The 20,840-nt window shown below is 57.3% G+C and carries 27 protein-coding genes; 19 read left to right on the top strand and 8 right to left on the bottom strand.

What is annotated here, in order from left to right; translation table 11 throughout:
- The first annotated feature begins 19 nt into the window (after positions 1 to 19).
- Positions 20 to 2,407: a phenylalanine--tRNA ligase subunit beta gene (gene pheT, locus B7364_RS02405; RefSeq protein ID WP_085338351.1), complete on the top strand. Its 2,388-nt coding sequence runs from the start codon at positions 20 to 22 to the stop codon at positions 2,405 to 2,407.
- Between the two features lie 43 nt (positions 2,408 to 2,450).
- Here the strand turns inward: pheT and B7364_RS02400 are convergent, their stop codons facing one another.
- Positions 2,451 to 3,029 carry a VOC family protein gene (locus B7364_RS02400; RefSeq protein ID WP_085338350.1) on the bottom strand — a complete coding sequence of 193 codons (579 nt, stop codon included), beginning with the start codon at positions 3,027 to 3,029 and terminating at the stop codon, positions 2,451 to 2,453.
- A 91-nt stretch (positions 3,030 to 3,120) separates the two neighbouring features.
- Here B7364_RS02400 and B7364_RS02395 point away from each other — a divergent pair, with 91 nt between their 5' ends.
- The 13 genes from B7364_RS02395 to B7364_RS02335 all read left to right on the top strand — a co-directional run bounded on the left by B7364_RS02395 (position 3,121) and on the right by B7364_RS02335 (position 12,362).
- Positions 3,121 to 3,972 (top strand): HpcH/HpaI aldolase/citrate lyase family protein, encoded by an 852-nt coding sequence (locus tag B7364_RS02395; RefSeq protein ID WP_085338349.1) that lies wholly within the window; start codon positions 3,121 to 3,123, stop codon positions 3,970 to 3,972.
- A gap of 2 nt (positions 3,973 to 3,974) precedes the next feature.
- The gene (locus B7364_RS02390) at positions 3,975 to 4,496 is read left to right on the top strand and encodes a MaoC family dehydratase (RefSeq protein WP_085338348.1); all 522 of its coding nucleotides are present in this window, start codon (positions 3,975 to 3,977) and stop codon (positions 4,494 to 4,496) included.
- Positions 4,496 to 4,714, top strand: coding sequence for a hypothetical protein (locus B7364_RS02385; RefSeq protein ID WP_085338347.1), 219 nt, complete (start codon positions 4,496 to 4,498; stop codon positions 4,712 to 4,714). The genes B7364_RS02390 and B7364_RS02385 overlap by 1 nt, the downstream gene beginning before the upstream one ends.
- Positions 4,715 to 4,724: 10 nt before the next feature.
- Positions 4,725 to 5,921, top strand: coding sequence for an acyl-CoA dehydrogenase family protein (locus B7364_RS02380; RefSeq protein ID WP_085338346.1), 1,197 nt, complete (start codon positions 4,725 to 4,727; stop codon positions 5,919 to 5,921).
- Positions 5,922 to 5,932: 11 nt separating this feature from the next.
- Complete coding sequence (locus B7364_RS02375) at positions 5,933 to 6,466, top strand: GNAT family N-acetyltransferase (protein WP_085338345.1); 534 nt, start codon at positions 5,933 to 5,935, stop codon at positions 6,464 to 6,466.
- Positions 6,467 to 6,555: 89 nt separating this feature from the next.
- Positions 6,556 to 6,807: an AbrB/MazE/SpoVT family DNA-binding domain-containing protein gene (locus tag B7364_RS02370; RefSeq protein WP_085338344.1), complete on the top strand. Its 252-nt coding sequence runs from the start codon at positions 6,556 to 6,558 to the stop codon at positions 6,805 to 6,807.
- The gene (locus B7364_RS02365) at positions 6,804 to 7,196 is read left to right on the top strand and encodes a type II toxin-antitoxin system VapC family toxin (RefSeq protein WP_085338343.1); all 393 of its coding nucleotides are present in this window, start codon (positions 6,804 to 6,806) and stop codon (positions 7,194 to 7,196) included. The genes B7364_RS02370 and B7364_RS02365 overlap by 4 nt, the downstream gene beginning before the upstream one ends.
- The gene (locus tag B7364_RS02360) at positions 7,190 to 7,603 is read left to right on the top strand and encodes a GFA family protein (protein ID WP_085338342.1); all 414 of its coding nucleotides are present in this window, start codon (positions 7,190 to 7,192) and stop codon (positions 7,601 to 7,603) included. The genes B7364_RS02365 and B7364_RS02360 overlap by 7 nt, the downstream gene beginning before the upstream one ends.
- On the top strand, positions 7,600 to 8,157 hold the full coding sequence (locus tag B7364_RS02355) for a lipocalin family protein (RefSeq protein ID WP_085338341.1): 558 nt from the start codon (positions 7,600 to 7,602) through the stop codon (positions 8,155 to 8,157). Before B7364_RS02360 ends, B7364_RS02355 begins: the two co-directional genes overlap by 4 nt.
- A gap of 5 nt (positions 8,158 to 8,162) precedes the next feature.
- Positions 8,163 to 9,290: a CaiB/BaiF CoA transferase family protein gene (locus tag B7364_RS02350; protein WP_232780772.1), complete on the top strand. Its 1,128-nt coding sequence runs from the start codon at positions 8,163 to 8,165 to the stop codon at positions 9,288 to 9,290.
- A 74-nt stretch (positions 9,291 to 9,364) separates the two neighbouring features.
- Positions 9,365 to 10,000: a hypothetical protein gene (locus tag B7364_RS02345; RefSeq protein WP_085338339.1), complete on the top strand. Its 636-nt coding sequence runs from the start codon at positions 9,365 to 9,367 to the stop codon at positions 9,998 to 10,000.
- A gap of 119 nt (positions 10,001 to 10,119) precedes the next feature.
- Entirely contained in the window at positions 10,120 to 11,289 is a 1,170-nt protein-coding gene (locus B7364_RS02340; protein ID WP_085338338.1) for a CaiB/BaiF CoA transferase family protein, read from the top strand.
- Positions 11,289 to 12,362, top strand: a complete 1,074-nt coding sequence (locus B7364_RS02335) for a DUF2332 domain-containing protein (protein WP_085338337.1) — start codon at positions 11,289 to 11,291, stop codon at positions 12,360 to 12,362. The genes B7364_RS02340 and B7364_RS02335 overlap by 1 nt, the downstream gene beginning before the upstream one ends.
- A 12-nt stretch (positions 12,363 to 12,374) precedes the next feature.
- On the opposite strand, the gene B7364_RS02330 is transcribed toward B7364_RS02335, so the two are convergent.
- On the bottom strand, positions 12,375 to 12,578 hold the full coding sequence (locus B7364_RS02330) for a SlyX family protein (RefSeq protein ID WP_085338336.1): 204 nt from the start codon (positions 12,576 to 12,578) through the stop codon (positions 12,375 to 12,377).
- 134 nt (positions 12,579 to 12,712) lie between these two features.
- Here B7364_RS02330 and B7364_RS02325 point away from each other — a divergent pair, with 134 nt between their 5' ends.
- Positions 12,713 to 13,450 (top strand): superoxide dismutase, encoded by a 738-nt coding sequence (locus tag B7364_RS02325; protein WP_085338335.1) that lies wholly within the window; start codon positions 12,713 to 12,715, stop codon positions 13,448 to 13,450.
- A 100-nt stretch (positions 13,451 to 13,550) separates the two neighbouring features.
- Here the strand turns inward: B7364_RS02325 and B7364_RS02320 are convergent, their stop codons facing one another.
- Both B7364_RS02320 and B7364_RS02315 read right to left on the bottom strand, forming a co-directional pair.
- Entirely contained in the window at positions 13,551 to 13,907 is a 357-nt protein-coding gene (locus B7364_RS02320) for a cupin domain-containing protein (RefSeq protein WP_085338334.1), read from the bottom strand.
- Complete coding sequence (locus B7364_RS02315; RefSeq protein WP_085338333.1) at positions 13,907 to 14,548, bottom strand: CC0125/CC1285 family lipoprotein; 642 nt, start codon at positions 14,546 to 14,548, stop codon at positions 13,907 to 13,909. The genes B7364_RS02320 and B7364_RS02315 overlap by 1 nt, the downstream gene beginning before the upstream one ends.
- 300 nt (positions 14,549 to 14,848) lie before the next feature.
- Between B7364_RS02315 and rimO the strand changes: the two genes are divergently transcribed.
- Positions 14,849 to 16,177 carry a 30S ribosomal protein S12 methylthiotransferase RimO gene (rimO, locus tag B7364_RS02310; RefSeq protein WP_085338332.1) on the top strand — a complete coding sequence of 443 codons (1,329 nt, stop codon included), beginning with the start codon at positions 14,849 to 14,851 and terminating at the stop codon, positions 16,175 to 16,177.
- On the opposite strand, the gene B7364_RS02305 is transcribed toward rimO, so the two are convergent.
- The 4 genes from B7364_RS02305 to B7364_RS02290 form a co-directional block, all read right to left on the bottom strand.
- On the bottom strand, positions 16,174 to 16,503 hold the full coding sequence (locus tag B7364_RS02305) for a hypothetical protein (protein ID WP_085338331.1): 330 nt from the start codon (positions 16,501 to 16,503) through the stop codon (positions 16,174 to 16,176). The genes rimO and B7364_RS02305 overlap by 4 nt on opposite strands.
- Positions 16,500 to 17,111 (bottom strand): RNA polymerase sigma factor, encoded by a 612-nt coding sequence (locus tag B7364_RS02300; protein ID WP_085338357.1) that lies wholly within the window; start codon positions 17,109 to 17,111, stop codon positions 16,500 to 16,502. The genes B7364_RS02305 and B7364_RS02300 overlap by 4 nt, the downstream gene beginning before the upstream one ends.
- Positions 17,112 to 17,142: 31 nt before the next feature.
- A complete protein-coding gene (locus B7364_RS02295) occupies positions 17,143 to 17,535 on the bottom strand; it encodes a DUF6249 domain-containing protein (protein ID WP_085338330.1) in 393 nt (130 codons plus the stop codon).
- Positions 17,536 to 17,627: 92 nt separating this feature from the next.
- The gene (locus tag B7364_RS02290; protein WP_157893436.1) at positions 17,628 to 18,032 is read right to left on the bottom strand and encodes a hypothetical protein; all 405 of its coding nucleotides are present in this window, start codon (positions 18,030 to 18,032) and stop codon (positions 17,628 to 17,630) included.
- Positions 18,033 to 18,154: 122 nt separating this feature from the next.
- Between B7364_RS02290 and B7364_RS02285 the strand changes: the two genes are divergently transcribed.
- The 3 genes from B7364_RS02285 to B7364_RS02275 all read left to right on the top strand — a co-directional run bounded on the left by B7364_RS02285 (position 18,155) and on the right by B7364_RS02275 (position 20,839).
- On the top strand, positions 18,155 to 19,255 hold the full coding sequence (locus tag B7364_RS02285) for an aromatic ring-hydroxylating oxygenase subunit alpha (protein ID WP_085338328.1): 1,101 nt from the start codon (positions 18,155 to 18,157) through the stop codon (positions 19,253 to 19,255).
- 96 nt (positions 19,256 to 19,351) lie between these two features.
- Positions 19,352 to 20,488: a Re/Si-specific NAD(P)(+) transhydrogenase subunit alpha gene (locus tag B7364_RS02280; protein ID WP_085338327.1), complete on the top strand. Its 1,137-nt coding sequence runs from the start codon at positions 19,352 to 19,354 to the stop codon at positions 20,486 to 20,488.
- Between the two features lie 9 nt (positions 20,489 to 20,497).
- Entirely contained in the window at positions 20,498 to 20,839 is a 342-nt protein-coding gene (locus B7364_RS02275; RefSeq protein WP_085338326.1) for an NAD(P) transhydrogenase subunit alpha, read from the top strand.
- The last annotated feature ends 1 nt before the right edge of the window (position 20,840 follow it).

Genomic DNA, 20,840 nt, shown 5'->3' with positions numbered 1-20,840 from the left:
CCCGCAGGGATTTGTACCGATGAAATTCACCTTGTCTTGGCTGCAGGATCATTTGGCCACCGACGCCCCTTTGTCTGCTGTGTTGGACGCCATGACAATGGCGGGCCTAGAGGTGGAGCATTGGGAAGATCCAGCCGACAAACTGAAAGCTTTTTCAGTCGCGAAAATCATCTCGACCGCGCGTCATCCCAATGCCGACCGCTTGCAAGTGTGCCAAGTGGAAACTTTTGAAGGCATGAAGGAAATCGTCTGCGGCGCACCCAATGCCCGGCCGGGCCTGACGACGGTTTATGCGCCTTTGGGTACTTATATCCCCGGTAGCGGCATTACGTTGGAGCCGCGCGCCGTGCGGGGCGTGGTCTCCAACGGCATGTTGTGTTCGGCGGCTGAGCTGGAAACCGCCGAAGAGAGCGATGGCATCCTTGAACTTGATGACGCTCTGGCCGTTGGTACGCCCGCCGCTGCCGCTTTAGGCCTTGCTGACGCGGTGATCGACTTTGAAGTGACGCCAAACCGCCCCGATTGGCTAGGCGTGGTGGGTATCGCGCGTGAATTGGCTGCAGCCGGTCTCGGCACACTGAAAGATCATTCAGTTAAACCAGTAGCTGGCAGCTTCCCCTGTCCGGTGACCGTGACCATCGACGCGCCTGAGGCATGCCCCGCTTTCGCGGGCCGCTTGATTAAGGGCGTGAAAAACGGGCCAAGCCCTGCGTGGCTGGCGGATCGGTTGCGCGCCATTGGCCTGCGCCCGATCAATGCGCTGGTTGATATCACCAATTTCATTTCCTATGACCGCGCTCGGCCTCTGCATGTCTATGATGCGGCCAAACTGACCGGCGGCATTGTGGCGCGTATGGGTGAGGCAGGCGAAAGCTTTGTCGCCCTCGATGGCAAGACGTATGAGTTGACCTCTGCCATGTGCGTCATTGGCGATGAAGCCGGACCTCTGGGCTTGGGCGGCATTATGGGTGGCGTGTCGTCGGGTTGCTCTGAAGAGACCGTTGATGTCTTTGTCGAGAGTGCCTTGTTCGCGCCTTTGACGATCGCTCAAACCGCGCGCGCTTTAGGCCTGCAATCCGACGCCAAATACCGCTTTGAGCGGGGTGTTGATTCAGGTTTCATGGTGGATGGGCTAGAGCTTGCCACCGCAATGATCCTCGAGCTGTGCGGCGGCACTGCCTCAGACGTCATTATTGCCGGGGAAGTTCCTGCGGCCCCAGAAGCCGTGCCCTTTGCCACCAAGGAAGTGCATCGCTTGACGGGCCTAGACCTAAGCGATGGCGAAATTGACACCATCCTGACTGCTTTGGGCTTCTCACCGGAAGTGACCGGGGCGGGAACCCGTAAAGTTGGCGTCCCCACATGGCGGCGGGATGTGGCAGGCCCTGCTGATCTGGTCGAAGACATTGCGCGCATCGCTGGCTTTGATCGTTTGCCGACGGCCACATTGCCAGAGCGCAAAGGCAGGAAAGAGCCCCTACTAACCGCGGCGCAAAACCGGGTCCGTTTAGGCCGTCGCAGCCTCGCTGCCCGCGGCTGGATGGAAGCGGTGACTTGGAGCTTTGCCAGCCGCGCGACATGTGAGTTATTTGGCGCTGCCCAGGGCGGCGGGGCTTTGGTTCTGGCCAACCCCATTGCCTCAGACCTCGATTGCATGCGACCCAGCGCCTTGATTCATCTGCTGCTGGCGGCCCAACGCAATGCCGATCGCGGCTTTGGCGACCTCGCCTTGTTTGAGGCCGGTCCGGTCTATCGCGGCGATGGACCGAAAGATCAGGAGATGGTTATTGCGGGCGTTACGCGCGGCGCCATTCGTCACTGGAGTGGGACCGAGAAGCCCGATGTCTTCACGGTAAAGGCCGATGTCTTGGCCATGTTAGATGCCATGGGCGCATCGACTGGCGGGATGCAAACGGTTCAAGGCGCGCGGGCGTGGTGGCATCCCGGCCGCTCGGGCACGTTTAAGCTGGGCCCGAAGACGATTTTGGCAGAGTTTGGGGAGCTACACCCCCGGGTCCTCAAGGAATTGGGCGTTGATGGCCCAGTCTATGGGTTTGAGCTGTTCTTGGACGCCTTACCACCCGCCAAAGTGAAGGCTGGCAAGACCAAATCCAAGCTGGATGCTTCCGCATTCATGCCCCTGACGCGCGACTTTGCCTTTGTCGCCAAGGCTGAACTGCCCGCAGGGGATTTGATGCGTGCCGTGGCCCAGGTTGATAAGGCCTTGATTTCAGATGTGAGTCTGTTTGACCGCTATCAGGGCCAAGGTGTCGCTGAAGGGGAGGCTTCGCTCGCGCTCCAAGTCAGTCTTCAGCCCCGTGACCGCACCCTGACCGACGCAGAGATCGAAGCCGTCAGCACAAAGATTATTGCAGCCGCTGCGAAATTAGGGGCACGGCTGCGCTGAGTCCTTCAGTCCGATCCGGGCAGTCCGATCCGGGCAATCCCCGCTAGCGAACGCTGGGCGGGTCGGACTTGGGATATTCATACAGCACGATCACATTGCCATCCCAGTCAAGGAAGCCTTGCTCGGTCCCGTCGCCCTGACCAACCGAAGCCAGGACTCGTGGCCCAAACACGGTCAGGCCCATCGCCTTGGCCTTACCGATAATCTCTGCCAGACGGCCATTGGCATTAATGACAGCCCCAGTTGTGCGAATACCTGTCTTGGGCGGCAAAGGAACGCCTTTGACCTCTAGCAACGCCATGGTGCGCACCTGCGTCGGCCCGGCGCTTAAGGTACAAAAGCGCATTTGGGCTTCTGCAGGAATATTGAATACTTCACGCGAGTAAGAATTAGGGCCCGAAGTCGTAATCGCGCCAGCCTGAAGGCCCAAAACATCGCGCCACAGCGTCAAGGCCCGCTCCATATCGGTGACCACATAGAGTTGCCGTTTGTAATAAGAACCAGAGTAAGGGGCCTCAGAGGCCTGTGTGGATGTGGCATGTTGGGCCAGCGCGGGCGTAGCCGCCATCGCCATTAGGCCGACCAAAATACCAGCCAAACCAAATCTTACCCGTAGATCCATTGCTTGAACTCCCTTGCCTGGCGACACAAAGTCACACGGCCACGCGGTTTCGAATTGACGTCAGCTTATATCAGGTTAAATGTCCGGACAAATGAAAACGTTTCGATCGCTCCTCTTTGTCCCGGGTTCCCGGCCAGACCGCTTTGAAAAGGCGCTGGCAGCGGGTGCCGATTCCATTTGTATCGACCTTGAAGACGCGGTGCCACCGCAAGATAAAGCCGCCGCCCGTGCCGGAGTGATTGGCTGGCTGGAGGCCAATGCAGAAGCCGATCCAGCCTGTGCAATCGGTGTCCGGATGAACGGCCTCGATACTCTAGACGGCCTCAAGGACATCATTGCCTTTAGCGAAACGACCGCACGACCAGACTTCTTGATGGTGCCCAAGGCAGGCTCAGGGGCAGACTTGGCCAATTTGAGCCAATTGCTCGACCTGCGCGGCTTGTCGCACAAAAAAGTCGCGCTTTGGGCCGTGATTGAATCCGTTATGGGCCTTAAGAATGCCTCAGACATAGCTGTAACCTGTGGCTCCAGTGGCGGCGTTTTGTTTGGCGGCGCGGATTATTCGCTCGCGATTGGAACGGCAATGGACTGGGACGCGCTGTTCCATGCCCGCACCACTTTAGCCACTGAAGCCCGCGTTGCCAACGGATCCTTGATGGATGTGCCCTATTTGAACGTGAAGGACGAAGAGGGCTTGCGTGCAGAATGCGTACGCGTGAAGGCCTTGGGCTTTGACGGCAAGGCCTGCATCCACCCCAGCCAAGTCGCCATCGTCAATGAAGTCTTCTCCCCGTCCGAGGCGGAGTTAGGCTGGGCTAAGCGCGTGGTGGCAGCTGGCCGATCTGGCGATGCCAAAGCAATGTTGCTCGACGGCAAACTCCTCGACATCCCCGTTTATCTGCGCGCAGAGCGCGTGTTGTCCAAAGCAGGAATTGAGTTCTAACCATGGTTCGAAACGTGAAAGAAGTGGGTCCCCAGCGCTACCGCGAGACTTTTGGTCGCTATTTTGAGGACTTTGTGGTCGGCGATGTCTATGAGCACCGCCCGGGCAAGACCATCACTGAATATGACAATCACATGTTCACCTTGATGACCATGAACACCCACCCAATGCACTTCGATGCGCAATTTGCCGCCGCAAGCGAGTTCAAAAAGAATCTGGTTGTGTCACCCTATACTTTGGCATTGTGCATTGGCATGAGCGTGACCGATACCAGCCAAAAGGCGATCGCCAATCTGGGTATGGACGAGGTGAAGTTCACCGCACCGGTGTTTGCCGGTGATACGCTGTATGCCGAAAGCGAAGTGCTGGCCAAACGAGAGAGCGCCAGCCGCCCCGGGCAGGGCATTGTCACCATTATCACCAAGGGGTTCAACCAAGATGGTGTCATGGTGTGTACCTTCAAGCGCAACATGCTGATCCCCGCCCGCGGCCACGCGGTTGAGGACAAAGTGGGCAATTATTGATGGTTCTCTTGCTCCGCATTCTCGCTGTACTCGCCGCCCTTAGAGGCATTGGCGCAATGATGGTCATGATGGGGAGCGACCATGGCGGTGTCGGCCCATTTGTTGTCATCGGCGAGGTCTTGGATGCCGGTACCCCTTCTCTCACTTTGGCGCTTGTCAGCTATGTGGTTGCCGACCTGCTTGCCGCCAAAAAACTCAAAGAAAACCTGAAAGACTAGGATCAGCATCATGGCAGACGGACATTTTGGACATATCAGCGAGGCAGATGAGCGCCAGATGCTGGACGCGATCCAGAAATGGATTGAGAAAAAAGTCGCCCCTGTGGCGATGAAGCTGGAACATGACAATGAATGGCCAGCCGACCTTGTCGAAGACATGGCAGAGCTTGGGTTGTTTGGCGCGATCATCCATCCCGATTATGGCGGCCTTGGCCTGTCGGCGACCACCTATTCGAAAATCGTCACCATGATCTCGCAGGAATGGATGAGCCTGACGGGCATCTTCAATTCCCATTTGATGATGGCAACCGTGGTGCAGCGCTTTGGCACCGATTATCAGAAAGACTATTGGCTGCCGAAGTTTGCCACCGGTGAAATGCGCGGTGGTTTGGGCCTCACAGAACCCGATGCTGGCACAGACTTGCAAGGCATCCGCACCGTCGCCCGCCGTCACGGCGACAACTATATCGTCAATGGTACCAAGACCTGGATCTCCAACGCGATCGAAGGCCATTGCGTGGCCCTGCTGGTCAAGACTGATCCCGATGCCCAGCCCCGTCATAAGGGCATGAGCATGCTGATCGTGCCCAAGATTGACCCCGAAACCAAGGTCCCGCTCAAAGGCATTAAGAATGGCAAGAAGCTGGAAAAGCTCGGCTATAAGGGCATTGATTCAGGCGAATTCATCTTTGAAGATTATGAAGTCGACGCCAAGAAGAGCTTGGTCGGTGGTGAAGAAGGTAAGGGCTTCATCATGGCCACGGGTGGCCTTGAGATTGGTCGCGTCAATATCGCTGCCCGCTCGGTCGGCATTGCCAAGCGTGCTTTGGCTGAGAGCGTGAAATATGCCCAGTTGCGCAAGACGATGGGCAAGCCGATTTGTGAGCATCAGGCCATTCAGCTGAAACTGGGCGAAATGGCCGCCAAAACGCGCGCCGCAGAACTTCTGACCCAGGATGCGGCAGCGGCCTTTGATCGCGGCGAGCGGATCGATATGGAAGCTGGCATGGCAAAATTCTTTGCCTCTGAAACCGCCGTGGAAGTGGCGTTCGAAGCCATGCGCATCCATGGCGGCTATGGCTATTCGAAGGAATATGTCATCGAACGTCTCTATCGCGATGCGCCGCTGATGTGCATTGGCGAAGGCACCAATGAGATGCAGCGCATCATCATCGCCAAGCAATTGGTGGCGCGCAATCCGGTCTAGGATGGGCGAGGATGATGCTCGAGACCGGCCGTCTCATCTTGCGCCCTCCGGCTGAGGCAGATTTTGAGGCTTGGGCGGCCCTATTGGCCGACCCTAACTTACTGGAAGCGGGCGAAAAGCCCGTAACTGGCCCTGAGGCTTGGCGGTCATTTGCGGCGGCGGCTGGGTCTTGGCAGTTGCGCGGCTATGGGGTTTTTGCGGTTTTCGAACGCGAAAGTGGCTCATTTGTCGGCCGTGTTGGGCCCCATAAGCCCTATGGCTGGCCCGACCGCGAGCTTGGATGGGTGATTGCAACGCGCTTCCAAGGTCTGGGCTATGCTGTGGAGGCCGCAAGTGCATGTCGTGACTGGATTTTTGAGGTGCTGAAGTGGCCCCGCATTATCCATACCATTCGCCCTCAAAATCGCGCCTCCTGCGCCATCGCGACGAAAATCGGCTCCAGAAACTTAGGCCCCATTCAATTGCCACCGCCTTATGACCACATTGTCAATGACGCATGGGGCCAAACCCGCGAAGAATATTTGGCAAGGAGCCAACAGGCTTGATGGCTTATCCCAATCAGACCTCTCACCCCTAGCCCCTCATCCGGCAATCATGTATATACGTGTATATACAATCAACCGAGGACAGGACAATGGCGACGCACAAAACCAAGACGTTCAAAAGTGGCAATAGCCAAGCGGTGCGCTTGCCAAAAGCGCTGGCCTTTCCAGAAGGCACGGAATTGGAGATGGTACGCGAAGGAGATGTTATTACCCTGCGTCCAACCTCGCGGTCCGGCAAAATTAGCTTCCAACAAATGTTAGCAGAGCTCCGAAACCTGCCTGACGTCGCCGACATTGAAGCGCGCGATCCCGATATCTTTCCTGAGCGCGAGGGGTTATGAGCCCGCTTTACCTGCTCGATACCAGCGTTGCTATTGAAGTTCGCGATCGCAGTCGGGACATTCTAGAGAAGCTGCAAAATCTAACCGGGCGGCTCGCGATTTCTGTCATCACGCGTGTTGAGCTGGAGGGCGGCGTTCACCGAGAGCCATCGTCCGCTGCACTGAGGCGACAGCGACTTGATGTTTTCCTTTCCTTCATGCCTGTGCTCCCTTTCGAGGAGAAGGATGCAGACCGGTATGGATTGATTTTGCAATCCTGTGGGTTTTCACGTCGCAAAATCCTCGACCGGATGATTGCTGCCCAGGCTTTGAATGCACAGGCGACATTGGTGACGCTCAATCCGCAAGACTTTGACGACATCACAGACTTAGAGGTGATGGGATGGTGAAAACATGGCGCACCGGCTCGTGCCATTGTGGCGATGTGAGGTTTGAGGTGCTGTGCGCCGACACAGCCGAGGTGGAGGCCTGCAATTGCTCCATGTGTGCGCGGACGGGGTTTGTGCACCTGATTGTGCCACAAGATCATTTCCGGCTGTTGGCGGGGGCCGAGTGCCTGACCTCTTACCGTTTCAATACAGGCGTGGCCAACCATACCTTCTGCTCGCGCTGCGGGGTCAAGCCCTTCTACACGCCGCGCTCCAACCCCGATGGGGTTAGTGTGAATGCGAACTGCTTTGATCCGGGTAAGGCCCCAGACCTGACCATTGTTCCGTTTGACGGACAGAATTGGGAAGCCAATGCCGCCAAACTGGCGCATAAATCTGTTTCACCTTTGAAAGGCAAACACCCATGAGACCGCATTTTTGTGCTTTGTTGCTGACCGCCAGTTTGGGCTTAAGCGCGTGTGTGGCAGGCACGATGGGCCGGGCCAAGGACGCCCCACCGCCGCAGACAGTCGCGGCTGTCGATCTCAATCGCTATGCGGGAACTTGGTATGAGATTGCCCGCTATCCCAATAGCTTCCAGAGAAAGTGCGAGGGTGTCACGGCTCAATATGCGCTGCGCGAGGATGGACGTGTGGGCGTCACCAATACGTGTGCGACCGGGACCAAGGATGGCAAACCGCGCAGTGTTCAAGGCGTGGCGTCGGTGATTGCAGGCTCAAACAACACCAAATTGGCGGTCAATTTCGCCCCCATTCCCTTGCCAAAGGGCGATGGTAATTATTGGGTGCTGTATCTTGATCCCGATTATCAGACAGCCTTGGTGGGAAGCCCTAATGGCTCTTATTTGTGGCTCTTGGCGCGCACGAAAACCATCAGCGCCGAGCAACGCGCCGCGCTGAATGCGGCTGCCGAGCGCAATGGCTTTCGCACCGACCTCCTCAAAGAGACGGTGCAGAAGTGATGTCGGTGGCGGAGCTTCCCCTTGCGGGCATCAAAATCCTGTCGATTGAGCAATATGGTGCGGGGCCTTATGGCACGATGTTGCTGGCGGATCTGGGTGCTGAGGTCATCAAGATCGAGGCCCCCAGCATGGGTGGCGATGTCAGCCGCGCGACGGGCCCCTATTTTTTGGGCGAGCAGGACAGCCAATTCTTCCAGACATTTTCGCGTGGCAAATCCTCGGTTGCGCTAGAGATTAAGACTGCTGAAGGCCGGGCTGCCTTTGAGGCCATGGTGCGGGAAGCCGACGCGGTGGCCAATAATCTGCGCGGCGATCAGCCTGCCAAGATGGCCATCACCTATGAGGATTTGAAAGCGATCAATCCGAAGATCGTCTGCGCCCATCTTTCCGCCTATGGACGCGATAATGAGCGGGCGTCTTGGCCAGGCTATGATTATCTGATGCAGGCCGAAGCAGGTCTGATGTCCATGAGTGGCGAGCCCGATGGCCCACCGGTCCGCTGCGGCCTGTCGATCATTGATTTTCACACCGGAAGCCAGTTGGCTGTCGCCCTTTTGGCGGGCATCCTCGGTGCGCACCGGACAGGAAAGGGTTGTGATGTGGATGTCGCCTTGTTTGATACCGCCTTGCACCAGCTGTCATATCCAGCCACGTGGTATCTCAATGAGGGGGTGCAAGTCGGCCGCCTGCCACGCGGGGCACACCCCTCCATCGCGCCCAGTCAGGCCTTCAAGACCCAAGACGGCTGGCTCATGCTCATGTGCCAAACGCCAAAATTCTGGGAGATTTTTTGCACCAAGACGGGCCGCTCAGACCTGTTGACCGATCCTCGTTTCAGCAGCATCCCAGCCAGACGGGCCAATCTGGCTGATTTGACCGACGTGCTTGATACCTTGCTCTCAACCCAGCCCACATCTGCTTGGATTGCGCTTTTGGGCGGGCATGTCCCCGTCGCCCCCATTTATGACATCGCCCAAGCCCTAGACAGCACGCATGTGAAGGCCATCGGCATGACCGACGCGGTTGGCCATCCCGATGCCAAGGATGGCCGCTTGCGCCTGTTGGCCAGCCCGATCAAGGTCAATGGCAAGCGGCCAGCTGGAAAGCGCGCACCAAAAATGGGAGAGCATTGAAACGGACCGTTTCGGCTTAGTCGAATATGGCTCGCTGGTTTTGCCGACACGAATTCGTGATAGCTAAAAACTCCATGCGTCAGCTTTGGCGATTGTCAAAAATTGGATCATGCCCTACCCTTGCAACCTTTGATTTATTTTGGGGGCGAAAGTTGGTTGATTCAGTAAATCGGCGGCCGGAATGGCTCCGGATTTCCGCGCTCGTTGTTACCTGTATCGTCGGCCTTGCCGCAAGTTACCTCTGCGAAATGGTAATTACTGGTGCGCCATTGTTGCTGACGCTTGCGCAATCGGCCAGCCTTCTTCCGTTTTGGATCTGTGTTTTCTGGCCAAGCTTTGCTCTTAGCAAGGATTCACTACACAGAATGTCGATCTCGGGGTTTCTTTGGCGACTCGCCCTCGCCTTGCAGATCGTTGGCTTTTTCGCGTTGAGCCTTGCGAGCGACATTTATCGTGGCGTCGCTGCTGAGCTTAAGCTTCGCGATACCACTGCTGCTTCGCAAGAGTTGATACAAGCCATGCATGAGCAGGCGGCTGAGCTCACATCCCTCGCACTAACATGGGCAGGCTACAGTCTAGCCTTTTGGGTGTTTGCTCTAATCGTATATGGTGTAATCTGGATTTGGCGCTCCTTCCGCGAGATTGCGGCCATTAAGGAAAGCCCAAAATTGAACAAAGATGAAATTTTCATTGTGGGTGATCGCGGGTGACAGCCTTGCGATAGGTGCCTTGTGTGGGCTAGCTTGTGAGATGTCTGCCCGTCGTCTTGCACTTTGATATAATTAGCGCTCTTGTGGCATCCGATTGAACCCATGAGCGACACACCTGCATGAAACTCCAAGGCCTAAAAGTTCTCGACCTCTCCGCCTTTTTGCCGGGGCCGCATATGACCATGATGATGGCCGATCATGGGGCCGATGTCGTGATGGTTGAGCCTGCCAATGGTGTGGGTGAGCCCACCCGCGTGATTGGCTATAAGACCCAAGACGGTGTGTCGGTGTGGTTTCGCAACATCGCGCGTGGCAAGCGCAGCTTGAAGATCAATCTGAAAGATCCAGAAGCGCGTGAGCTGTTCTTGAAGCTCGCCGCAGAGGCGGATGTGATTGTCGAAGCCTTCCGGCCCGGTGTCGTGAAGCGCTTGTGCGTGGATTATGACACCATCGCCGCGATCAACCCGCGGATCGTCTATTGCTCCATCGCGGGCTTTGGTCAGGACGGCAAATATGTGAACAAGCCTGGCCATGATCTGACGATGGAAGCCATGGCAGGTCTGGTCGATCTCAACCGGGGCTTAACCGATGATAAGCCCGCCAGCCCCTCCATCCCGGCAGCGGACATGGCTGCCAGCCTGATGGCTTTTGCCGCGATCATGATGGCCCTTTATCGCCGCGCAGAGACGGGCAAAGGCGATTATATCGATCTTTCCATGTATGATGCGCTTCTGGCTTGGACGCCTAATGTTCTGGGGCCCGTCTTTGCCGACAATGCGCACCCTGTCGCCAAAGAGATGCGACCCTTCGGTGGGGCGGCCATGTATCGGCCCTATGAGACGAAAGATGGAAAGTTCCTGGTCTTGGGTGGGTCGGAGCATCATTTCGCCAAGAATTTGCTCGACGCATTGGGACGGCCCGACCTCTTTGACTATGCCAAGCTGGAACCCGGTCCCGGCCAAGACCCGCTCAAGCGCTATTTCGAAGAAACCTTTGCCAGCAAGACCTTGGAGGAATGGAGCGCCTTTCTCAAAGACGTCGATCTGTGCTGGGCGCCCGTGCGCAGCCTAAAGGATGCGATGGAAGACCCCTATACCATCTCGCGCGGCATGGTGCTGACCGATGCGGATGGTAATAAGCATTTGGGCATCCCCATCCGCTTCCGGGATGAACCGGGTCGGGCCACGCTCACCCTACCTGCCTATGGCGCGGATTCTGAGGCTTTGGCTGGAGAGGCAGGCCTTGATCCTGCCGCCATTGCCGCGCTGAAAGCGCGTGGTGCAATCTGATGGTGGACGTCACAATCCCAGAGGCCCTGCGACAACAGGCCATTTGGTGCACAGCCTTCGACTCCCCCTTCACGGCGGCCTTGTGCGACATCATGGCCGATGATTTTGAGGCCGGTGGCATTATCGCAGACTTGACGCAGGGGTGGATGACCCACCCGATCCAAGATGCTTTAGCGCTGCGCTTGGCAGGCGCCCTGCATGCCATTGTCCTGACCGATCCAGACGGCAGCTTGGCCCAAGTCTGGCCGCAGCAAGGCCGTGCTTGGTCGATGGCGGCGGCTTGGCCAGTGGCGCGTGCGACCTTGCGCGAACGTGAGTCTTGGGCACGCGCGTTTCTAAAGTCCCCACCCCAGACCAATGAGGTGCGCCGCGCTATGGGCCTATGGCCCGGCCTGTGTGCTGCTGCTGAGGCCTTTGTTGGGCCGATGGATGTGCTGGAGCTTGGGGCGTCGGCCGGACTCAATCTCAGCATGGACCGCTTCCACTATGATGGTGGCAGCTGGCAGTGGGACAGCCCTATCGCGGGACCGCGCGTGGCGCTTTCCACACAATGGATGGGTCCTGCGCCGCGCTTTCCAGACCATGTTGCCATCCGCAACCGCGCGGCCTGTGATCAGAATCCCTTGAATGCGGCTCTGGCAGAAGATCGGCTTCGGCTGCGCGCCTATATCTGGCCAGACCAGCCCGAGCGTCTCGAGCGCGTCAATGCGGCGATGGAAATTGCCCAAGCCCAGTCCATCACGCCCGAAAAAGGCGATGCCGCCGACTGGATAAAGGCCAAGCTTGCGGCCCGCGCGAAAGATGCTTTGACACTCATCTATCATTCCGTCTTTTTCCAATATCCGCCGCAAGCCGTGCGCGATGCCATCACACACGCGATCGAAACCGAAGGCGCACGCGCCACGCCTGCAGCCCCGCTGGCTTGGCTACGGTTTGAGCCGGGTGGTATTCTGGGTCATGCCCAGCAGGGGGCCAATATGGTGTTGGAATTGATCGAATGGCCTTCAGGTCGGCGTCGGGTTCTAGCCGAACTTGACCCCCATGGTCGCTTTGTTCATTGGCACGGGGCTTGAGCCCGCACGGCCTCAATAATGGGGCGGCTTCTGGTCAGCCGGTGGCAGCTCGGCTTGTTCATGCTGGCGCTGGGCTTCGCGCTCCAACAAATGATCAACCCGGCGAGTCAGACGGGTGATCTCCCGGGCCTGCGCATTGGAAAGGTCTGAGAGTTCTTCCACCGTCCGCATCAAATGCATGACGTAAATTTCCAAGGCTTCCACGCGGTCTTCCATACTTCATGCCCTCTTTATGCCCTGCTCTTAAAGCAAGATTTATGAGCGGGTGACATTATTGTCAGCACAAGCCGCCTTGTTTACGCCGCCGCCTCAGACCATGTTCGCATGATCCTGTTAGGAAAGTAGAATAAATGCGCCTCGTCTTGACCCTCTCTGCCTTGAGCCTGCTTTCGACTGCCGCCTTGGCCCAAACCCCAACCCCCGCGACAGCACCAACAGCCCCTGCTGCGGCTGCGACACCTGCAGCGCCGGCCTTCACGCAAGTGGCTCTGCCCTATGCTTATGGCGCTCTGGAGCCCATCATTGATGAAGCCACCATGCGCCTTCACTTTGAGCGTCACCATGGCGCACAAGTTGCGGGTCTCAATGCCGCCATTAGCGCCAATCCAGCCTATGCAGGCAAAAGCTTAGAAGCACTTCTGGCCTCGGCCTCAACCGCGCCAGCCGCCATCCGCAATAATGCAGGCGGGCATTGGAACCACAGCTTCTTCTGGAAGATCATGACCCCGGTCGGCACGGGCGGCGCGCCTTCACCCGAACTGGCCGCCGCGATCAACCGTGACTTTGGTTCACTGGATGCCTTTAAGGCCCAGTTCCGGGCAGCATCTATGGGCCGCTTCGGTTCAGGCTGGGCTTGGCTGATCGTGAAGCCAGACGGCAAACTGGCGGTCGGCTCTACCCCCAATCAGGATAATCCTCTGATGGATATCGGCGATTTTCGTGGCAAGCCCATCCTTGGCAATGATGTGTGGGAACACGCCTATTATCTGAAATATCAGAACAAACGCGCCGATTATGTTGATGGGTGGTGGAGCCTGATTAATTGGAACCAAGTCTCCAAACTCTATGCGGAAGCCGTCAAGCCGTAAGGTTCAGGATGAGGCTGATTTAGAGACGACACGTGGAAGGCTTTGGTGAGGAATATGCCGCACCATAGCCGTGTCCAGACGGGCCAAACCAAGCACCCTGCTAAGCCTGCGACGGCAGCACGATCACATAGTGCTTTTCCATATCTTCCAGCACGTCCCACACGCCTTCAAAGCCGTTCGGAATGACAAAGCCATCTCCGGCTTGCACCTCAATGACCTCGCCCGCTGACGATGTTAGGCGGGCGCGGCCCTTGGTGACGTGGCAATATTCCATCTCGTCATAGACAACCCGCCACGCGCCGCGTGTGGCATGCCAAATGCCGGCAAAAACCCGTCCATCAGGGCTTTCATATACATTCTGCGTTCCCCCAGCAGCCCCAGCCCGCACCACGCGATCAGGCGCAGGCTGCCAGGGTTCGACTGGTTTCGCCGCACTGCGAAACACAATGATCCGCATCAGGTCTTCGTGGTCGTGGAGGCGGAGGCCGGAGCGGCCGGAGCTGGAGCTACCGTTGGCGCCGGGGGCGGGATAATCCGTGGGGCCAAATTCATCTTCACATCCCGCGCATCGTAAGCATCCGCGCGGTCTGTTGGTTTTGGACCCTTGCCAAGAATAATCTCAGCGGTGGCTTGAAACCGGGTGATCTCTTCGGTGTCAAACCGGTCAAAGAACGGATCATAAAAGCCATTAGACCAGAAGGGATCATAATAGCTGACCCAGCCATAGCGGGGATGGAAGGTCCGGAAGGAAGAATAGCCAAATCCGCCGCCAAACGCCCATCGCGACCTCAATTGAGGGCGGCTATAGGTCTTGGGATCGGTTGCGCGCTGGGCAATTTGAAACCAATCATAGCCGTTATCAATGGTCACATCGGCAGCGCGTAGCAGAAGCGAGTCTTCAACCCGTTGGCGGGTGGTCTTGCTATTGCCTTCAAACGTAATGCGATAGCGATTGGCTTCAATCCGTTGATCCGTGAAGCCAAATTTGCCGGCTGCTGCGGACTGATAGGGCGTTGGTCCTGACTTGGTCGCCGTTGTGGCACAGGCCGACAGGCCGACAGTCGCAGCAAGGGCAATCAACGTTACAAGCGTTTTCATCTCATCTCTCCACTTGCCCGTCCCAAGCCTCAACATGCGCGCAAGCGCCGCATTCGGCAAGGGTTAACCACTGTTCCGGCGGACATATTTTTGTGTTTGGCGGCCCCTTATGGCTGCACCAACACCACCGCCCAAAACCATGACATCCCTGCGGAACGGGAGCGGTAAGCCGGCACCTCTGCCAGTTTGCGGCATAAGGTCTGGGACTGGGCCGCGCCATAGGGGATGACATCGCCCTTACCGTCACGAAGGCCAAACCCGCGCCTTGCCCCACAAGGCCGCGCGCGCTAAAGCCAGCCGATGACAGACGCACTTGAAAAAACCATTCCCAAAGTTGGCATTGTATCGCTGGGCTGCCCGAAGGCGCTGGTGGATAGTGAGCGGATTATCACGCGCTTGCGGGCTGAAGGCTATCAGATTGCGCCCGATTATAGCGGGGCAGACCTCGTGCTGGTGAATACCTGCGGCTTCCTCGACTCGGCGCGGGAAGAAAGCTTGGATGCTATTGGCGAGGCGATTGCCGAAAATGGCAAAGTTATCGTCACCGGCTGTCTAGGGGCCGAGCCGGATGTGATCCGCGAGCGTCATCCAAAGGTTTTGGCGATCACCGGCCCGCAACAATATGAGAGCGTGATGTCGGCGGTACATACGGCGCTGCCGCCCAGCCATGACCCGTTCCTGGACCTGGTGCCTGAAGGCGGGGTTAAACTGACGCCGCGCCATTATGCCTATCTGAAAATCTCAGAGGGCTGCAACAATCGCTGTTCTTTCTGCATCATCCCCAAGCTGCGTGGCGACCTCGTTTCCCGCCCAGCCGCCCATGTCATGGCAGAGGCTGAGAAATTGGTGGGCGCGGGCGTGAAAGAGCTTTTGGTGATCAGCCAAGATACATCCGCCTATGGCCTCGATATTGGCTATGCCACCAGCAGTTGGAAAGACCGCGAGTATCGGGCGAAATTCTATGATCTCTGCAAGGACTTAGGCAGTTTGGGCGCATGGGTGCGCCTGCATTATGTCTATCCTTACCCCCATGTAGATGAAGCCATTCATCTGATGGCAGAGGGCAAAATCCTGCCTTACCTCGACATTCCGTTTCAGCATGCAAGCCCGCGTGTGTTGAAAGCGATGCGCCGCCCTGCCAATCAAGACAAGCAGGCTGCCCGCATTGCGAAATGGCGGTCAGAATGTCCTGATCTTGCGATCCGTTCGACCTTTATCGTCGGTTTCCCCGGCGAGACGGAAGAAGATTTCAGCCTTCTGCTCGATTTTATGCGCGAAGGACAAATCGACCGAGTTGGCTGTTTTAAGTATGAAAATGTCGTCCATGCTGCCTCGCGTGACCTCGACGGCCAAGTGCCCGAGGACGTAAAGGAAGAACGCTGGCACCGGTTTATGGAAGTCGCCCGCGAAGTTTCCGAACAGCGTCTAGCCACCAAGATCGGGAAAGAAGTCGACGTCATTATTGATGAGGTTGATGATGAAGGCCCGATTGGCCGCACGGTTTGGGATGCGCCGGAAGTGGATGGTGCGATTGAGTTGCATGGCTTTAAGAAGGCCAAGCCCGGCGATATCGTGCGGGCACGCGTGGTGGATGCGGGTGATTATGATCTGGTTGGCGAAGCGATCTAGTTTTTCGTCGCCAACCACCAACCACCAAAACTGAAGCTCAGCACCAAGGTCAAAAGGACGGCCTGTTGGTTGAGGCCATAGGCAGCGGCACTTCCCAGAACTGCCGATTGGATAATGGGCAGACCTGTGGGGGCCAGAAGGGCGCATAGGCTCACTACCATGACAAAGAGCACGATCCCGACCACCTCGCGCCAAACCTGTTTGCGCGCGATATCGGCCTGAACCTGCTGCATGACGCCCGCCACAAAAGCTTCGTTAGAGGCAGATTCTTCAAAAGCCTGGGCTTCCAAGAATAAGGATTTGAGAGCGAGATCGTCTTGGTTCATGGCTGCTGGCTTTCTGACAGATCAAGTTTGGCCCTTAGAGCCGCGGGGCGCAAGTCCCGCATGACTTCGAGGGCGCGGTCTCGCCCGCGCTGGGCGTGGCTTTTGACGGTGCCTAGTGGCATGGACAGGGCTTGGGCGGCTTCGGCATGGGACAGGCCAGCCCCGAAACAGAGGGAAACCACCAAACGCTGATCAGGTGACAAGGCTTCTAGCACTTTCTCGAGGTCGAGCTTGGCGGCGAGGCCTGCTTCTTGGGTGCCAATTTGCTCTTGATCGGCGAGCCAATCGGTGTCGCGCTTTTGCGACCGGGCTTGGCTGCGACGTTGGTCATGGGCGGCATTGACGGCAATGGAAAACAGCCAACCCCGGAAACTGCCCCCCGCTTGGTCTGCTCCACGCCAGCGTGAGAGATTTTTCCAAGCTTTCAAAAAAGTCTCCTGTGCCAGATCGTCGGCCAAGCTTGGCTCTTGGACCATCCGGCACAGGAAGCCACGAACGGCGGCTTGATGACGGCGCACCAGTTGGTCAAACGCGTTGGAGGAACCCGTACGGGCGCGCTTGACCAAAGCTTCATCAATATCGCTGACAAGCGTTTGACTGGTGTGCATGGTCATGACCGAGTTCGCGTGACCCCTCGCCTTATTGCGGTTCAGACGAAGGAGCGGGGCGACGCAGGCGCCAGCTCAAGAGCTGGCCTGCGCCGGTAAAGGCCAAAACGATGCCAATCAGGATCAAAACGATGCCAAAGCCGTCGTCAAAGTCATTGAGTTTGCTGATCCCGCCAGCGGCGCAGAAGCCTAAGCCCATCATCAGGCTGATAATGCCGGCGCGAAGGTCCATTTCTGGCGAGTTTGGGGCCTTCACCATGAGCTTTAGCGTGGTCTCATCCAGCTTTTGCCCAGAGGCAATGACTTGACGGAGGGTTTCTTGTTGGCCTTCGCGGACCTTGGCGTTCCAATAGAGCGTCGCGAGTACCCCGACGGTGATGCAGAAGAAGAGCATAAAGGGGACGAGTTCACCAACGATTTCCATTTTTATTTTCCTTTTCTCATGTGCGGCGACGGCAAAAACAACTGACGCCGCCGCAGCTGGATTTGGATGCAGCCAAGCTGCATTCTTTAGGACTACCGAGCAAGCGTGGCTTGGGTAGAGGCGGTGGCAATGACCACCAGATCATAGCTCACTAGCCGCTCTCGCACGCTTAAGGGCAAGGAGAGCCAAACCGCACGATTGGCCTTCAGGGCTTTGATGTCGATGGCTTGGCCCTCCGCCGTCGGTTTTGGCGCCAGCTGGGTTAGGATGGAGCACGTCTTGGCACTCAAGGCTTGGCGGCCTGCAGGTTGGCACAATATATGCCGGTTGACAGGAGGAGCTAAGTCTTTTGCCCACGCCAATTGGGCAGGCTTCAGGGGGGTAACGACCTGTTGTACTTTGACATTGGTTTGCGGAATGGCTGCAAATACGGGGCTTGCAAGGGTTAGGCTCACGCAAAAATGGCCGGCGGCAAGGATCAGGGGGAGGGTTTTCATTTTGGTATCCTTCGTGCTGGTTGGATAGAGATAAGACGCCACCGCCCGAGGATTTGGATGCGCCACTTTTCCGCATGGGATGATATTTTTCGTGTCGGCAAAACTAGTTTATAGGATTTGCTATGGCTGATGATGTTTCCCCCCTCTCGAGGGCGCAATCCATCACTTCTGATGGGCTGTTACTGGATTGTTGGTATTTTGCCGCGACGTCGGCAGAGCTGAAGGCGGGCAAGCAATTTCGGCGCATGATTGTCGGTGAGCCCGTGCTTTTGGGGCGTACCGCACAGGGTGAGGTTTTGGCAATCCGCGACGTCTGCCCGCATCGCGCCGTGCCCTTGTCGGCTGGGCGTCAAGTTGAGACCAATGGCCAAGCCACCATTGAATGTCCCTATCATGGCTGGCGCTTTGGCGGCGATGGCGTCTGCAAGCTGATGCCGTCCTTGGTCGCGGGCCAACCCTATGACCCGTCCAAAGTGAAGGTGCGGCGCTTTCCCCATGCAGAGCGCAACGGCCTTGTCTTTATCTATATCTCGTCTGATCCCCGGTTTGACGGTACGCCCGACCTTCCCCCACCAGATTTCGGGATTAAAGCTGATAAACCCAAATTCGTGGTCAGCCGGGTGTTTGAAGCCCATATGGATAATGCGGTGGTGGGCCTGATGGACCCGGCTCATGTGCCCTTTGTGCATAATCAATGGTGGTGGCGGCCGCCGTCGGTGGGTCTCAAGATCAAGGAAAAGCAATTTGAGCCGCGGCTTTATGGCTGGGCGATTGCGCGGCACGCCCCGTCGTCTAACTCGTTGGCCTATCGCCTCCTATTCGGTGAGGGGGTGACGACCGAAATTGTGTTCATGGTGCCGGGCTTTCGTTGGGAAGTGGTGGAAAATGACAAGAGCCAATTCTTCACGCTCACCTGTTTGACGCCCATCGATGGTAAATCCACCCTGATTACTCAAATTAGCTACTGGACCCGCGCGCCATTACTAGACCTGATCAAGCCAATCCTCATCCCCGCAGCCCGCGAATTTCTGGACCAAGATGGCCGCATGGTGGACCTACAGAATAAAGGCCTGCCATTTACCAAAGGCATGCTTTGGATTGACGACATCGACGTACAAGCTAAGTGGTACAACAAACTCAAGCGGGAATGGGCGCAAAGTCGGGCTGAGGGGCGGCCCTTTTCTAACCCCATCCGTCCGCAAAGCTTGAAGTGGCGCAGTTGATTTAACGCACGTGCGACGAATAGGCTTGCGTCAACGCGGTAGGTCAGCCATCGTGTTAACACAGCACGTGCAGGGGCTCAGGGGAGATTAAGCTTCATGCGAATAGCCATATTGAAGGAAACGCGCGACGGGGAAACTCGGGTGGCGGCCTCGCCAGAAACGATCAAGAAACTTACCGCGGCGGGCCATCAGATCGTGATCGAAACCGGTGCTGGGGATCAGGCCTCGTCGCCAGACCGTCTGTTCGTTGAAGCTGGCGCTGAAATCGCTTCCGATGCGAAGGCGACCCTGAAGGGTGCTGACCTTGTGTTGAAGGTGCGCCGCCCCAGTGCGGCTGAGCTGAAGCTGGTGCCGAAGGGCGCGGGCGTTGTGGCCTTTTGGAATCCCCATGGCGATAAAGCGCTGATTGAGGCGGCCGCCAAGGCTGGTGTGGTCGCGCTGTCGATGGAATTCACCCCGCGTATCACCCGCGCGCAGGCTATGGACGCTTTGTCCTCGCAGGCAAACTTGGCAGGCTATCGCGCCGTGATTGAAGGTGCGGCCCTCTATGGTCGGGGCTTTCCGATGATGATGACGGCAGCAGGAACGGTTGCCGCAGCCAAATGTTTTGTCATGGGGGCAGGCGTGGCCGGTCTTCAGGCCATTGCAACCGCGCGTCGGCTTGGGGCCATCGTCACGGCAACCGATGTGCGCCCAGCCGCCAAAGAACAAGTGGCGTCACTGGGGGCAAAGTTCATCGCGGTTGAGGATGAAGAGTTCAAGGCAGCTGAAACTGCAGCTGGCTATGCTAAGCCCATGAGTGCGGAATATCAGGCCAAGCAAGCTATCCTTGTTGGCGACCATATTGCCAAGCAAGATGTGGTTATCACCACGGCTCTAATCCCCGGCCGTCCTGCCCCGGTTTTGGTGACTCCGGAAATGGTCGCTGCCATGAAGCCCGGCAGCGTGATTGTGGATTTGGCGGTGGAGCAAGGCGGCAATTGCCCATTATCCAAGGCCGATGAATTGGTGGTGACGGAAAACGGGGTCACGATTGCGGGTTTTGCCAATTTGCCCGGTCGGTTGGCTGCGGATTCTAGCGCGCTTTATGCGAAGAATTTGCTCAATCTTCTGCCCTTGTTGACAGACGCAGAAACCAAAGCCTTCGCCCCCCATTTTGACGACGATATCATTCAGGGCATGCTGCTCACCCGCGATGGCGCGGTGGTGCACCCCTCCCTGACAGCAGCATGAGGATTGAACATGGAAGCCGTTGATCCCACCGTTTTCCGCCTCGCCATTTTCGTGTTGGCGATTTTTGTTGGTTATTATGTGGTGTGGAGTGTAACTCCAGCCCTGCATACGCCTTTGATGGCGGTGACCAACGCGATTTCCTCGGTCGTTGTCGTGGGTGCCTTGATCGCAGCTGCCGCCACCCTGCCAGATGGTGGGGCGGATGGCGCGACCTGGGTGTCTCGTGGCATGGGTGCTGTTGCCGTGGCCTTGGCCGCCGTTAATATTTTCGGCGGATTCCTCGTGACCCAACGTATGTTGGCCATGTATAAAAAGAAGGAGCGTACCGCTCCTGGAAAGGGCGGCCACTAAG

The sequence above is a fragment of the Aquidulcibacter paucihalophilus genome, assembly GCF_002105465.1.
GTDB classification, from domain to species: domain Bacteria; phylum Pseudomonadota; class Alphaproteobacteria; order Caulobacterales; family Aquidulcibacteraceae; genus Aquidulcibacter; species Aquidulcibacter paucihalophilus.
This window is presented reverse-complemented; position numbering and strand designations above follow the sequence as displayed.